At 66.1% G+C, this 14,367-nt stretch carries 10 protein-coding genes; 7 read left to right on the forward strand and 3 right to left on the reverse strand.

The features are described 5' to 3' along the window. Positions 1–284 precede the first annotated feature (284 nt). The 4 genes from XI04_RS15385 (at position 285) to XI04_RS15400 (ending at position 7,162) form a co-directional block, all read left to right on the forward strand. Positions 285–2,675: a bifunctional diguanylate cyclase/phosphodiesterase gene (locus XI04_RS15385; RefSeq protein ID WP_249162412.1), complete on the forward strand. Its 2,391-nt coding sequence runs from the start codon at positions 285–287 to the stop codon at positions 2,673–2,675. Positions 2,676–2,777: 102 nt separating this feature from the next. Then, a complete protein-coding gene (locus XI04_RS15390; protein ID WP_028145482.1) occupies positions 2,778–4,079 on the forward strand; it encodes an MFS transporter in 1,302 nt (433 codons plus the stop codon). A gap of 158 nt (positions 4,080–4,237) precedes the next feature. After that, the gene (locus XI04_RS15395; RefSeq protein WP_212475208.1) at positions 4,238–6,820 is read left to right on the forward strand and encodes an EAL domain-containing protein; all 2,583 of its coding nucleotides are present in this window, start codon (positions 4,238–4,240) and stop codon (positions 6,818–6,820) included. A gap of 105 nt (positions 6,821–6,925) precedes the next feature. Then, positions 6,926–7,162, forward strand: coding sequence for a DUF6894 family protein (locus XI04_RS15400; RefSeq protein WP_097668398.1), 237 nt, complete (start codon positions 6,926–6,928; stop codon positions 7,160–7,162). A 36-nt stretch (positions 7,163–7,198) separates the two neighbouring features. On the opposite strand, the gene XI04_RS15405 is transcribed toward XI04_RS15400, so the two are convergent. Then, a complete protein-coding gene (locus XI04_RS15405) occupies positions 7,199–7,408 on the reverse strand; it encodes a hypothetical protein (RefSeq protein WP_370125890.1) in 210 nt (69 codons plus the stop codon). A gap of 90 nt (positions 7,409–7,498) precedes the next feature. Next, positions 7,499–7,708: a cold-shock protein gene (locus XI04_RS15410; RefSeq protein ID WP_028145479.1), complete on the reverse strand. Its 210-nt coding sequence runs from the start codon at positions 7,706–7,708 to the stop codon at positions 7,499–7,501. 442 nt (positions 7,709–8,150) lie between these two features. Between XI04_RS15410 and rpsU the strand changes: the two genes are divergently transcribed. Beyond that, a complete protein-coding gene (rpsU, locus tag XI04_RS15415) occupies positions 8,151–8,426 on the forward strand; it encodes a 30S ribosomal protein S21 (RefSeq protein ID WP_028145478.1) in 276 nt (91 codons plus the stop codon). A gap of 161 nt (positions 8,427–8,587) precedes the next feature. On the opposite strand, the gene XI04_RS15420 is transcribed toward rpsU, so the two are convergent. Then, positions 8,588–9,199, reverse strand: a complete 612-nt coding sequence (locus tag XI04_RS15420) for a TetR/AcrR family transcriptional regulator (protein WP_038971215.1) — start codon at positions 9,197–9,199, stop codon at positions 8,588–8,590. A gap of 131 nt (positions 9,200–9,330) precedes the next feature. Here XI04_RS15420 and XI04_RS15425 point away from each other — a divergent pair, with 131 nt between their 5' ends. Further along, entirely contained in the window at positions 9,331–10,563 is a 1,233-nt protein-coding gene (locus XI04_RS15425) for a cytochrome P450 (RefSeq protein WP_161966378.1), read from the forward strand. 142 nt (positions 10,564–10,705) lie between these two features. Further along, on the forward strand, positions 10,706–14,317 hold the full coding sequence (locus XI04_RS15430) for an AsmA family protein (RefSeq protein ID WP_271611363.1): 3,612 nt from the start codon (positions 10,706–10,708) through the stop codon (positions 14,315–14,317). Positions 14,318–14,367 lie beyond the last annotated feature (50 nt).

Below are 14,367 nucleotides of genomic sequence, written 5' to 3' on the forward strand. Positions count from 1 at the left end.
TTCCTGCGAGCCTGAATAGCTCGCTAACCGGCGGCGCGTCGGCAGCCCGTAGTACTCCGGGCAAAACCGGCAACTTGTTTCCACAATGCCGGATCATTCGGGCAGTTCATTAACTAATTCACGCGTTGCGGAATGGTCGGGTTCCGAAATTGTGCAGTTCTTAACCGCGGTCTTGTTCCGATAGCGGCGCCGGCACCTCAACCAGAGGTTCGGTTCGTCGCGGACAGGGGGACGGCGGCTTCAAGATGGGCGATCGCGATCAGAACGATCAGGATCGGGGGCGTATGACCGGATGGTGGCGTGCCGCGCCGCTGCTCGGGCTGTATCGCCCTGCGCTCGTCGCGGTCGGCGTCGGTCTTCTGTTTTCGGTCGTGGGCGCGGCCGCCGTGGCGCGGTGGGAGGATCGAGTCAACAGGATCGAGTTCGAGAACGCGGCCGAAACCGAAGCGATCGTCATGCAAAACGGCATGGGCGAATACATCTCCCGGCTCGTCGCGCTGCGCACGCTGTTCGAATCGACCAATGACGAAGTCACCCGCAGCGAGTTCGAGACCTTCAGCGCCCGCCTGTTCGAGCGCCATCCCGGCATGCTGCGCATTGCCTGGCTGCCGCGCGTCAACCGCAAGGAACGCGCCGAATACGAGACCGCGGCGATCGCGGATGGCGTGTCCGGCTATCGCATCAAGTCGCTCCAGAGCGCGGGCTTTGCGACGGCGCCGCAGACCGATGAATATTTTCCGGTGTTCTACTCGACCCAGCCGAAGACCTCGCCGGTCTACGGCATGGATTACGCCACCGTTCCGGAGCGCCGCGCGGTGCTGGAGCGGGCGCGCGACAGCGACAAGGTCGCAGCCATTCGCACCCGCCTGTTCGAGCCGAAGGAGGGGGGCCGGCTGCCGGACGTTCTCGTTGCCATTCCCGTCTACGCCAAGGGAACGTCGCGCGAGACGGTTGCGGACCGGCGCCGCAATCTCGCCGGCTTCGTGGTCGGCGTCTTCGACCTGCCGCTGTTGATCCAGGCCATTCGCGTCACCACCGGGGCAAGTCCCGCTGTCAGCATGAACGTCTATCCGCCCTTCACGGCGCAGATCGTCAGCCTGGAGCAGATGCTGCCGGATTATTCCTCGGCGGCCACGGCGCCGCAATCGATGCGGGACGTCGCGCGGGCGCTGCACTGGGCAGGCAGCCTCAAGATCGGCGATACCGACTGGCAGGTGCGGGCGGTTCCAACCGCCGGCGGTCCGCTGGAGACGACTTACGATCGCGCGGGCGCGGTGCTGATCGTCGGCTTGCTGCTGACGCTATCACTGTCGACTTATCTCATGCTCGCAAGCCGCAATTCGCGGCGGCTGTCGCTGGCGAACCGGCGGGTGCTCGAGCTCGCCCAGACCGACATCCTGACCGGACTGCCGAACCGCGCCTTCTTCCTCACCCGGCTCGACGAGATGAACAGCCAGCTGAGCGTAAGGGGCCCGCCGTTCTCGATCCTGATGCTCGACCTCGACCGCTTCAAGAACGTCAACGACTCCCTCGGTCACGGTGCCGGCGATGCGCTGCTGCGCCAGGTGGCGCAGCGGCTGAAATCCGCCGTGCGCGCCAACGACGTGCTGGCGCGGCTCGGCGGCGACGAGTTCGCCATCATCCAGGAAACCGGCGCCGATCAGCGCGCCTGCTCGACCGAGCTGGCGGCGCGGATCGCCAAGCTCTTGACCGAACCGTTCCTGCTGCCCGGTCATCGCGTCGAGATCGGCACCAGCATCGGCATCGCCATCGCGCCGGATCACGGCAGCGATCAGGAGCAGCTGCTGAAGAAGGCCGACCTTGCGCTCTACCGTTCGAAATCGGCAGGCCGCAACTGCTTCACCATCTATGACGAGGCGATGTCAGCGGAGCTGGAGGCGCGCAACACGCTGGAGGGGGATCTGCGCGATGCCATCGCGCGGTGCCAGCTGGAAGTGCATTACCAGCCGTTCGTCGACGCGCTCAGCGGCGCGCGGCGCGGCTTCGAGGCGCTGGTGCGCTGGCGGCATCCGACACGCGGATTGATTCCGCCGGACCAGTTCATTTCGCTTGCGGAGGAGACCGGGCTGATCGTGCCGCTCGGCGAATTCGTGCTGCGGCGTGCTTGCGCGGATGCGGCCGGCTGGCCGTCCGGCCTCGCGGTCGCCGTCAATTTGTCGCCGATCCAGTTCAAGGAAGCCCGGCTGTTCGACGTGATCTGCGCGGCGCTCGCCGATTCCGGCCTGCCGCCCCAACGGCTGGAGATCGAGATCACGGAATCCGTGCTGCTGGAACGCGGTGGCGAGAACCACGCCTTCATGCAGCGGCTGAAGCAGCTCGGCGTCGAGCTCGCGCTCGACGATTTCGGCACCGGCTATTCCTCGCTCAGCTATCTGACGGCGTTCCCGTTCGACAAGATCAAGATCGACAAGTCGTTCATCCGCAACCTCACCCAGCAGCCGCGCAGCTCCGCCATCATTTCCTCGATCGTGACGCTGGCGCGTGGGCTGGACATGTCGGTCACCGCCGAGGGCGTCGAGACCCGCGAGGAGTACGAGCGGCTGAAGGCGCTCGGCGTCAATTTCGCGCAAGGCTATCTGTTCGGCCGCCCGCAGCCGATCGAGCGGATCCTGTTCGACGCGCCGGCCAAACCCTCACGGCGGGACGCCGCCTGAGATCGCCCTGACGCATCTCGCCCGACGGGCATGCGCGGAATTCGCTTGACCCGGGCACCCCCGGATGGTCGGTAGGACCGTCCAGGGATGAAACACACAAATATGCGGCTTCCGTTCTTCTACGGCTGGGTCGTGGTCGCCGTGACCTTCGTCACCATGGCCATTGGCGTCAACGCGCGCACCGCCTTTTCACTGTTCTTTCCTCCCATCGTCTCCGAATTCGGCTGGGAGCGCGGCGTCACCGCGGGCGCCTTCTCCTTCGGCTTCGTGGTGTCGGGCGTGGTCAGCCCTCTGATCGGCCGCCTGATGGACCGCGCCGGCCCGCGCGCGGTGATGGAGCTCGGCGTCGTGCTGATGGGCGGTGGGCTGCTGCTTGCGCCGCTCACCAGCGCGCCCTGGCATCTCTATGTCACCATCGGCGTCATGGTCGGCGCCGGCTCGGTGTGTCTCGGCTATTCCGGCCAGTCGCTGTTCTTGCCGAACTGGTTCATCCGCAAGCGCGGCTTCGCCATCGGCATCGCTTTCGCCGGCGTCGGCATCGGCTCGGTGACGTTGCTGCCCTGGGTGCAGCACATGATCGAGCAGACCGGCTGGCGCACCGCCTGCACCGCGATGGGCCTGCTCATCCTGGTCGTGCTGGCGCCGGTCAATCTGCTGCTGCACAAGCGCCCGCAGGACATCGGCCTCGAGCCGGACGGCGATGCCGTCTCGGCCGCGGGCGCGGCCGAACCGATCTCCAACGTCGTCGATCCCGTCTGGGTCGGGACCGATTGGACGCTGAAGCGTGCCGTCGCGACCGCGCGGTTCTGGTGGATCGCGCTCGGCTATTTTTGCGGCCTGTACATCTGGTACGCCGTGCAGGTGCACCAGACCAAATTCCTGCTCGACATCGGCTTCAGTCCCGGTGTCGCGGTGTGGGCGCTCGGCATCGTCAGCCTGCTCGGCATTCCCGGCCAGATCCTGCTCGGCCATGTCTCCGACCGGATCGGGCGGGAATGGGTGTGGGCGATCAGTTGCGCGGGCTTTGTGATCTGCTTTGCGGCGCTGATGGCGTTGAAGTTCCAGCCGTCGCTATGGCTGGTCTACGTGATGGTGTTCACGCAAGGCGCGCTCGGCTACGGCCTCACCTCGATCATGGGCGCCGTGGTGTTCGAGATTTTCCAGGGCAAGCACCAGGGCAGCATCTTCGGCACGATCATGCTGGCGGCGCTGGCGGGCGGTGCGGCCGGACCGTGGGTGACCGGTTTCCTCTACGATCGCACCGGTGACTACACGCTCGCCTTCGCCATCGCGATGATCGTGAGCGCCTTGTCGGCACTCTCGATCTGGCAGGCCGCGCCGCGGAAGGTGCGGGCCGTCGCCGGCCGGCTGCACAAGCTCAAGGCTGGAACTGGCGCGGATTAGGTTCCGCACGCTTCAACATACCGTCGTCGTTTTCGCGGATCGTTAAGCATGCCGCCTCTTGGCGAGGGGGCGATGGCGCAGCAAGAACGTCTTGGACACCATCGGAGCGTTAGCGTCTGAGCGATTGCCGCATTTTCCCGCTATCGCCGGGTCAAACGATGTCCGCCTTCGATTGTCTCACTGAAATTCCGGATGTGCTGCGAGCCGCGCTCGAACGCGCCGAGGATGGCGTCGTCATCGTCGATGACGCCCATCGCATCACGCATTTCAACGCCGCCGCGGAGCGCATCTGGAAGCTGGCGCGCACCGACGTGCTCGGTCGCGATGCCGAGATTCTCACCCTCAAGGGCTTCCAGGCCGAGCAGGTGACCGATCTCCGGGACGAGATCAGTCTCGTGCGCCCTGACGGCAGCCGCATCAGGGCGGCTGTCGCGCTGTCTTCCGTGACCATCGGCGGCGCCAATCATTACATCGTGTTTGCGCGCGACGTCACCATCGAAGCCGAGCGGCGCGTCAGGATTGGACTTCTCCACGCCGTCTCCGACCAGACCAACCGGGCGGTGATCATCAGCGACACCGAGCAGAACATCGTCTACGTCAATTCCGCCTTCACGACGTTGTTCGGCTACACCGAGGCGGAGGCCGAGGGCCGCCGCGCAGGCGAGCTGATTGCCGGCCGGCACACCGATCGCAAGGCGATCGCGAAGCTCATCAAGCGCCTGATGCATGGCGGTCGCCGCGGCGAAGCCGAGGTGCTGGCCTACGACAAGGACGGCGAGGAGATCTGGGTCTGCGCCCGGATCGATGCCTTCCGCGACATGAAGGGCCGGGTCAGGCACATCTTCGCGCTACTCGAGGACATCACCGAAACCAAGCAGCTGCGCTCGTTGCAGCAGCTCATCATGGGCGCGCTCGCCGACGAGGTGCCGATCGGCGAGATCGCCGACAGGCTGTGCCGTCGCGTCGAGGAGATCGCGCCCGACGTCGTCTGTTCGCTGCTCCATGTCGATGCCGCGGGCCTGATCCATCCGCTCGGCGGCCCGAGCCTGCCCGATGATTATTCCCTCGCGCTGGACGGCGTGGCCATCGGCCCCAACGTCGGCTCCTGCGGCACCGCCGCCTTCTATGGCGAACCGGTGCTGGCGACCGATCTGGAGACCGATCCGCGCTGGCAGCCCTACAAGGCCATGCCGCTTGCGATCGGGCTGCGCGCCTGCTGGTCGACCCCGGTCAAGGCCAAGGACGGCCGGGTCATTGCGACCTTCGCCTTCTACTATCGAGAACCCCGCGCGCCGAGCAATTGGCACCGGCGTATCGTCGAGGCCTGCGTCAATCTCGGCGCCTTCGCGATCGAGCGCAAGGAAGCACGCGCCGAGATCGCGCGGCTCGCCTATCACGACATCCTCACCGGCCTGCCGAACCGCGCGCAGCTGCGGAACCTGATCACCACGGCGATCGATGCCTGCCCGACCGGCAGCCACGTCGCACTCGCTTTCCTCGACGTCGATCATTTCAAGGACGTCAATGACACGCTCGGTCATGCCGCCGGCGACGAACTCCTGATCCAGCTCGCCCAGCGCCTGCGCGAGCAGATCGGCCCGGAGGACATGCTGGGACGGCTCGGCGGCGACGAGTTCGTCATCCTGCTGCCGCAACGCAACGCCGAGAGCGCCGCGCGCGTCGCGGCCGACATCACGGAGGCGCTGGCTGCACCCTTGAAGCTTGGATCGAAGCTGATGCCGATGTCGGCCAGCATCGGCATCAGCCTCTATCCCGACCATGCTACCGACATCGACACCCTGATGCAGCAGGCCGATGCCGCCATGTACATGGCCAAGCAGGCGGGCCGCTCGACCTATCGTATCTTCAGCGCCGAGATGAACGGGCTCACCGAGCAGCGGCTGGCGCTGATCGCGGCGCTCCGCCGTGCCATCGCCGAAGGCGCGCTGACTCTCAGCTACCAGCCGCAGATCCGCAGCTGCGACGGCGCCATCCACGGCGTCGAGGCGCTGTCGCGCTGGCGCGATGCCGTGCTCGGCGACGTCTCGCCGGCAAAATTTATCCCGCTCGCCGAGGAGTGCGGCCTGATCGAGCAGATCGGCCTGTGGTCGGTGCGCGAGGCCTGCCGGCAGATGGCGAGCTGGCGCCGCGCCGGGCTCAACATCCCTTGCGTGTCGGTCAACCTGTCGCCGATCAATTTCCGCAACGTCACGCTGGCGGCGCGGCTCAAGGACATCCTCGCCGAATACGATCTGCCGCCGGACGCCTTGATGCTGGAGATCACCGAAGGCGCATTCATGCAGGATGGCGTCGCCGCGCTCGAGACCATGAACGCGATCCGCGAGCTCGGCGTTGGGCTCTCGTTGGACGATTTCGGTACCGGCTATTCCAGCCTCAGCCGTCTCGCGCATCTGCCGATCCGCGAATTGAAGATCGACCGCAGTTTTATGCGCGACATCGAGCGTGACGCCGGCGCGCTTGCGATCGCCACCGCGGTGGTGCGCGTCGGTCAGGGCCTCGGCATGACCGTCGTCGCCGAGGGCGTCGAGACCGAAGGCCAGCGCAAGACTTTGGCCGAGCTCGGCTGCGACGTCGTGCAGGGCTTCTTCTACGCACCCGCACTTCCCCCCGTTGCCTTCGAGCGCTGGCTGATCGAGCACTGCGCCGAGCAGGCGAGGGCGATGCTGGGGCGGCTGGATGTGACGGCGGCGGAGAGCGACGCTGTGCGGAAGTCGGCCTAGTTGCCTTTGAGATATTCCCAGCCGGTAGGAGCACATCGGCGGCCGGCGGTTTGGTCCCGCGGCGTCCGCCGCATGGGCACCGCCATCTCTGAGGGGAGGCCCTAGATGTCGCAATTCTACTTCGACATCTGGGACGGTGAAGCGCTCGTCGTAGACGAGGAAGGCCTGGATCTGGCCAGCCAACGGGCCGCGGAGGTCGAGGCCGCGTTGTCTCTTGCCGACATTGCCAAGCAGCTTGGGCCGTTCGCCAGCAGTGATGGCCTGGCCATCAATGTCCGGGATGCGAGCGGTCTGGTGTTGAGAGAGATATTCGTCTGCGAAAGAGACCAGCCGGTCAATTGAGATCAGCACAAGCGGCATGCCCGCTGATGGGTCTGGCTAGAGCATCGCAAGCACGATGATTCCGTCTTCGAGTTCCCCTGAAGCGAGGCGCACCCGCGCCATATGCTCGAACTCCGTGCGATGCTTCTGGAGGTAGCTGAAGGCCTGCTTCTGCGTGTTGAATGTGGTGGCAAGCCGGCACGTCTTCCGGCTTGCGCCAAACGCAAGAAGGAAGGTGATGGTTCCGCCGTCCAGTTTGACTCTCACCCGGCCCCGCAAACAACCAAACCCGCTCAATCCGGAGATTGAGCGGGCAAAACGACCGTTTCAGTACATCCGTGAAACGGCGCCACGATATCAAGCCAGCGAGAGGTTCTCGGCGCTGACTTTACCTCGCATCTTGTCGGTCTTGGTCTCGAAGTTGACCTTTTGCCCCTCTGCGAGGCCGGCAAGGCCAGCTCTCTCAACAGCGCTGATGTGAACGAACACATCATTGCTGCCGTCGTTAGGTTGAATGAAACCGAAGCCCTTTTGGCCGTTGAACCACTTGACGGTACCTGTCGTCATCTTCTTCTCCAAAGCGCGCAAACGCGTTCCACGTGACGATCACGCGGTTATCTTCAACTTCGTCGATGTCGTCGGAAAAGGAGCCCGCGGGCGCATTCAACAAGGCACAGCGGCTAATGGAATCATCTCGATATAAGGGGCTTTCGGGATTTTGCAAGGAGCGAAGGCGGCTTGTTGTTGCGGAGCAGTTCTGGGTGTTCCCCGTCGAGGCGGTTTCGCGTGTGTCTGCCGACCTGCAAGCAAGCCGTTGTCGATTGACAGCGCTGCACGACAATGGTCACGTGGACCTCACCAAGCTGCTTCGCCGTGACAGGCAGGATCGGCTCGTCCGAAGCCGCGACGAGTGTCGCCGCTACTATCCTCAAAAATCGCAATGAAGCTCCTGCGCAATTTGGCTGCCGGCAGGACGTGTCGCATTCGCAGCCTCAGTCAGGAGGATCAATTGCACGTACTTGTCAGGGACAACAATGTTGAGCAGGCACTCCGTGTTCTCAAGAAGAAGATGCAGCGCGAGGGCGTCTTCCGGGAAATGAAACAACGGCGTTCCTATGAAAAGCCGTCAGAGAGAAAGACCCGCGAGAAATCTGAAGCGATTCGTCGCGCCCGCAAGCTTGCCCGGAAGCAGGCGATCAGGGAGGGGTTGCTGCCCGCGCCGCCGAAAAAGAAGCCCTTTGAACGCAAGCCGCCTTTGCCGGAAGTCAAAGCACGGACGGAGTAGAGAAGACCTTGGACCATGTGACGGCGATACCGGGGCCTTCTGCCTTGCATCGGGCGTCGCGGTGTTGCCGTGCTCTAGGGCCTGAAATCGATGCCGCGTAGCACGATGCCGGGCGGCGGGAAATTTCAGGGGCAGGGCTGTCGTTCAATAGCGACAGGACTTTACTCCGATGCCAGCCCCGTCCTCCGCCGCAAATCCGTGATCGCGCGCAGAAAGCTGTCCGCGGGCGTCGTCTCGGGATCGATCAGCCGGTGCAGGCGAAAGCCGTCTTCGAGCGCCAGCACGACGGAGGCCATCCAGGGCGGGTTCAGATTGTCGTTCCGTCCGTTGCTCTTCAACGTCGCCTCGACGATGTCGGCCACCAGCTTGCGCCGCGCGCGCAGGCGTTTGGCGAGCTCGGGGCGGCGCTTCTCGGCGCGCGCGACGAACAGGATCATCTCCATGTGCAGGAGCGGCGAGCGGGCGAGGGGATCCTGCCTGGTGCGGTCCATCGCTTTCAACGCCGCGATGAAATCGTCGAGATTGTCGTGCCGGGCAAGGATGTCGAGGTTGCGCCGGATCGACTGCTCGACATGGTCCTCGAGCATGGCGATGATCAGCTCGTCCTTGCTCTTGAAATTCGAATAGAACGCGCCGCGGGTGAAGCCCGCCGCCGCCGCGATCGCCTCGATGCTGGCGCCGCCGATGCCGTCCTCCTCGAACACGCGCGCGGCCGCCTCGAACAATTTGTCGCGCGTGTCGTCCCTGGTCGGCCTGGTTCTCAGCCTTGACATCGGATGAGGTTAGGTCAGAATGCAACTCGATACAACAATGTATCGAGTTGATAAATCTTGGGGATGGTTGCGCCGGGCAGTGGGGCTGCGATCGGCGTATTCGTGTCATCGGCAACCGATTTGAGGTCACCATGAACGAGCACGTGCAAGGCGCCGGCGGCGCGCCGCTGTTCAACCCGCTCTCGCCGGACTTCATCCGCGATCCCTATCCGCACTATGACCGGCTGCGCACGATCGATCCGATCCACGTGACGCCGTTCGGCCAATTCGTCACCAGCCGCCACGCCGACGTCAGCCTGGTGATGCGCGACAAGCGCTTCGGCAAGGATTTCGTCGAGCGCACGACGCGCCGCTATGGCGAGAAGATCATGGACGAGCCAGTGTTCCGCAGCATGAGCCATTGGATGCTGCAGGCCGATCCGCCGGATCACACCCGCCTGCGCGGCCTCGTCGTAAAGGCCTTCACCGCGCGCCGGGTCGAGGACATGCGGCCGCGCATCCAGGCGATCGTCGACCAGGCCATCGATGCCGTGATCGATCGCGGCCACATGGACCTGATCGAGGATTTCGCCTTCCGCCTGCCCGTCACCATCATCTGCGAGATGCTCGGCATCCCCGAGGACCATCGCGAGGTCTTCTACAAGAGCTCGCGTGACGGCGGCCGGCTACTCGACCCCGTGCCCCTCACTGCCGAGGAGATCAGGAAGGGCAACGAGGGCAACCTGATGGCGCAGATGTATTTCCAGCAGCTGTTCGAGCTGCGCCGCAAAAATCCCGGGGACGATCTCACCACCCAGCTGGTGCAGGCCGAGGAGGACGGCAACAAGCTCACAAACGAGGAGCTGACCGCCAACATCATCCTGTTGTTCGGCGCCGGCCACGAGACCACGGTGAACCTGATCGGCAACGGCCTTTTGGCGCTCCACCGCAATCCGGACCAGCTTGCGCTGCTCAAGGCGCGCCCCGAGCTGATGGAGGGCGCGATCGAGGAATTTTTGCGCTACGATTCCTCGGTGCAGATGACCGGCCGCGTCGCGCTGGAGGAGATCGAGGATCTCGGCGGCAAGAGGATCCCCAAGGGCGAGACCGTGCTGTGCCTGCTCGGCTCGGCCAACCGCGATCCCGCAGTCTATCCTGACCGGCCGGACCGGCTCGATGTCACCCGCCAGAACGTGAAACCGCTGTCGTTCGGCGGCGGCATCCATTTCTGCCTGGGTGCCCAATTGGCGCGCATCGAGGCCGAGATCGCCATTGCCACCCTGCTGCGGCGGCTGCCCGATTTGCGCATCGACGACGTCGAAAACCCGGAATGGCGGCCGACCTTCGTGCTGCGCGGCCTGAAGCGGCTGCCGGCGAGCTGGTGAGGCGGCCCGGCATTAACCTCCGCGCGCAACAGTCGCTGTGACTTCGCCACACTTCCCCCTATATAAGGGGCTGTTCCGGCACGCCTGAAGTCCACTAAGGCCAGGGTTTGGTCCGGATGCCGGTTTGGCCGAGGGGAGACCCGTGCAGACGACGCTGCTCGGATTGGCGATTGCCTTCATCATTGCGCTGCTGGCCGCGCTGATCGGGCCTTACTACGTCGACTGGAACCAGTTCAGGCCCCAGTTTGAGGCGGAGGCTGGCAAGATCATCGGCGTACCGGTGCGGGTCGCGGGCGAGCTCGACGCGCGGCTGTTGCCGGCGCCGACGCTGCGGCTGCGCCAGGTCACCTTCGGCGGCAACAACGATCTCGGTCGCCTGCGCGCCGACAAGCTCGACGTCGAGTTCAGCCTGGGCTCCTTGATGCGCGGCGAATGGCGCGCCACCGAGCTTTCGGTGGGCGGCATGGCGGTCGACCTCGGCCTCGATGCCCGGGGGCGGGTCGATTTGCCCTCCACCGCGAGCGGCACCTTCAATCTGGCCTCCCTCGCCATCGAGCGGCTGAATCTCACCGGCCGCATTGCGCTTCACGATGCCGCCAGCCGCTCGACGCTGGAGCTGAACGACATCGCCTTCTCCGGCGACGTCCGCTCGCTCGCGGGCTCGGTGCGCGGCGACGGCAGATTCACCGCCGCCGGGGTGCGCTATCCGTTCCGCGTCTCGTCGGGCCCGAGCGCCGACGGCAGCGCCACCCGTCTCCACCTCAACATCGATCCCGGCGAGCGCGCCATCCTCGCCGATCTCGAAGGCGTGCTCGCCTTCGACAACCGCCTGCCGAAATTCGACGGTGCGCTGACGCTGGCCGTGCCGGCGGTCAAGAAGGCGGGCGAGGCGGGTCCGACGCCGTGGAAGCTCACGACCAAGCTCAAGGCTGATCCGGCCGGCGCGAAGTTCGAGCAGATCGACGCGAACTTCGGCGCTGAAGACAATGCGCTGAAGCTCGGCGGCGTCGGCGACCTCAGATTCGGCGCCGCGCCGCTGCTGCGCGCGGTGCTGTCGGCGCGCCAGGTCGATGCCGACAAGCTCGCGGGCAAGGACGATGCCGAGCCGCTCCGCATCCTGCCGGCGCTGCGCGCGGGGCTGGCTGCCATTCCGCAGGCGCCGATCCCGGCGCAGATCGAGTTCAACTCCGACCAGATCATGCTCGGTGGCCGCCCGCTGCAGAACATCGCGGCCGAGCTTCAGACCGATGGACGATCCTGGACGTTCCAGCGGCTCGAGCTGCGCGCGCCCGGCATGACGCAGCTCTCGCTCAACGGCGCAGCCCCGGGCGCCGACAGTTTCAGCGGCCGTCTCAGCGTCGAATCCTCCGATCCTGACGCGCTGGTGGCCTGGCTCCAGGGCCGCAGCGAGATCAACCGCCGCAGCACGCGGCCGCTGCGTCTTGCCGGCGACGTGACGATCGCCGCCAACCATCTCGCCATCGACAGGCTGAAGGCCGACATCGAAGGCGGCACCGTCGAGGGCCGCATCGCCTTCGTGCAAACAGGCGCGAGCAAGGGCTCGCGGATCGACGCCGAGCTCAAAGCCGACCGTCTTGACCTCGATACCGCCGCAAGCTTCGTGCGCGCGCTTGCGGGGCCGCAAGGCGAATGGCCGGAAGAGGCAAAGCTCTCGCTCGATATCGGCCGCGCGATCTCCGCCGGCCAGGAGCTGCGGCCGTTCGCGGCAAAGCTCGCTTTCGGCCCCGCATCGCTGTCGCTGGAGCAGCTGCGCTTCGGCCAGGCCAGCGGCGTGACCACGGAGGCGAGCGGCAGCTTCGACCGCACCAAAGCCACCGGCAAGCTCGCGCTGAAATCCTCGGCCAATTCGCTGCGCGAGCTCACCGCGTTAGTCGAGCCGTTTGCGCCCGCGGTGCGCGCGCGTTTCGATGCCATCCCGTCATTGCCAGGCGCGACCCGCCTCAAGCTCGATCTCAGCCTCGACAAGAATGCCGAGCATGCCGATCGCAGCAATGCCCGCGCCGTGCTTGATCTCGACGCGCCGCAGCTCAAGGCGACGGCGACGCTGGCCGCGCAGATGCCGGCGGCGGCGGTCAACGGCGTCGATATCGACAAATTGCGCAACAGCGACTTCACGCTGGACTCGAAGGTATCGGCCCCGCAGGCCGGCGCGCTGCTGGTGCTGCTCGGGCTCGATCGCGTGGTGGCTGCAGGCGAGGGCGCTTCGCAATTCGAAGGCAAGCTGACCGGAGCGTGGCGGCGGCCGTTGCAATTGAATGCCAAGCTCAGCGGCGGCGGGCTGGACGCCGATGCGCAGGGCAGCGTCGAATTGTCGGAGTCGAAAGCCAGCGTGAATCTGCGCGTGCGCAAGGCCAATCTGGCGCCGCTGTTCGGGACCAGCCCGGCCGACAAATCGATGCAGGCCGTGAGCCTGTCCTCCCGCCTCACGCTCTCCGGCAACCGCCTGACCTTCGACGATCTCGACGGCAACGCGGCCGGCTCGCATTTGCGCGGCCATCTTGCGGTGACGCTCGATCAGGAAAGGAGCGTCGACGGCGAAGTCGGCCTCGATACGCTCGATCTGGCGCCCGCGCTCGCGATGGCGATCGGCGCCGCCGGGCACGAGTCCGGCGAGCCGCTGAGTGCGGGGTTGTTGGGCGGCTGGCGCGGCCGCATCGCTTTCCAGGCGCTGCGCGGGATGTTGCCCGGTGGCATCGAGCTGCGCCCGTTCGGCGGCACGCTTCGAAGCGACGGCCAGTCGCTCGCACTCGATGCGCTGAAGGGCGGCCTCAGTGGCGGCGAGATGTCGGCGAGCTTCGACGCACGCAACGGCGCGAATGGTCTTGCGCTGAACGCGCGCATCGATCTCAGCAATGTCGATGCGGCGACGCTGCGCTATCGCGATCTCGCGCTGCCGAAGGGGCGCGCCACGGTGCAGATGGCGCTGACCAGCCAGGGCCGCAGCGTCGCGGCGCTCACCGGCGCGCTCGCCGGCAACGGCGCGGTGACGCTAGACTCCGCGGAAATCGGCGGCCTCAATCCGCGCGCCTTCGAGATCGCCATCCGCGCCAGCGACGGTGGCCAGGTCGCCGACGACAACCGCCTGCGGCAGCTCGTCGAGCCCGCGCTTGCCGCCGCGCCGATCGCGGTGGCCTCGGCGCAGATCCCGTTCACGATCCGCGACGGACGCTTGCGCGTCGGCGCGACCCCGCTCGAAGCGAAGAATGCCCGCGCCATCGTCTCCGGCGGCTACGACATTCCCGCCGATCAGGCCGACATCCGCGCCAGCCTGACGCCGATCATGACCGGGCTCTCCGGCGCCCCGCCCGAAATCCAGCTGTTCGCGGCGGGCCCGCCCGACAGGCTCAATCGCACGATCGACCTTGCGCCGCTGTCGTCGTGGCTTGCGGTGCGCACGATCGACCGCGAGACGCGCCGGCTCGACGCCATCGAGCGCGGCGAGCCGCCGCCGGCGACCGCCGCGCTGCCGACGCTGGTCTCGCCCGATCCCGCGCCGGAGCAGGCGCCGGTCAATGTGCCGCTGCCGGGCCAGGATCCCCGCCGCGCACCGTCAAAGCCGAAAGCCGCGCCGCTGCCAAAGGCCCCGCAGGCCGCGCCCGCCGCGCCAAGCCCGCCGCTCGCCCAACAGCTTGCGCCGCTGCCGCCGGCCATCGACGTGAAGCCTGCACCGGGTCCGCCGCCCGCCAAGCCCAAGCCGAAGCCGCCGCTGGTCCTGACGCCGCAGAATCCGTAAGGGTGACTTTAGTGAGATGAACGCGCGGGCTCGGTGCAACCTCTCCCGCT

The sequence above is a fragment of the Bradyrhizobium sp. CCBAU 11430 genome, assembly GCF_028128855.1.
In the GTDB taxonomy this organism is placed as follows: domain Bacteria; phylum Pseudomonadota; class Alphaproteobacteria; order Rhizobiales; family Xanthobacteraceae; genus Bradyrhizobium; species Bradyrhizobium ottawaense.

What these genes read in the sequence shown, in the direction of transcription:
- XI04_RS15425 (WP_161966378.1), top strand. Translation starts at nt 9,331, where the DNA reads ATGAACGAGCACGTGCAAGGCGCCGGCGGCGCGCCGCTGTTCAACCCG.
- XI04_RS15410 (WP_028145479.1), bottom strand. Translation starts at nt 7,708, where the DNA reads ATGACGACAGGTACCGTCAAGTGGTTCAACGGCCAAAAGGGCTTCGGT.
- XI04_RS15385 (WP_249162412.1), top strand. Translation starts at nt 285, where the DNA reads ATGACCGGATGGTGGCGTGCCGCGCCGCTGCTCGGGCTGTATCGCCCT.
- XI04_RS15420 (WP_038971215.1), bottom strand. Translation starts at nt 9,199, where the DNA reads ATGTCAAGGCTGAGAACCAGGCCGACCAGGGACGACACGCGCGACAAA.
- XI04_RS15390 (WP_028145482.1), top strand. Translation starts at nt 2,778, where the DNA reads ATGCGGCTTCCGTTCTTCTACGGCTGGGTCGTGGTCGCCGTGACCTTC.
- XI04_RS15395 (WP_212475208.1), top strand. Translation starts at nt 4,238, where the DNA reads ATGTCCGCCTTCGATTGTCTCACTGAAATTCCGGATGTGCTGCGAGCC.
- XI04_RS15400 (WP_097668398.1), top strand. Translation starts at nt 6,926, where the DNA reads ATGTCGCAATTCTACTTCGACATCTGGGACGGTGAAGCGCTCGTCGTA.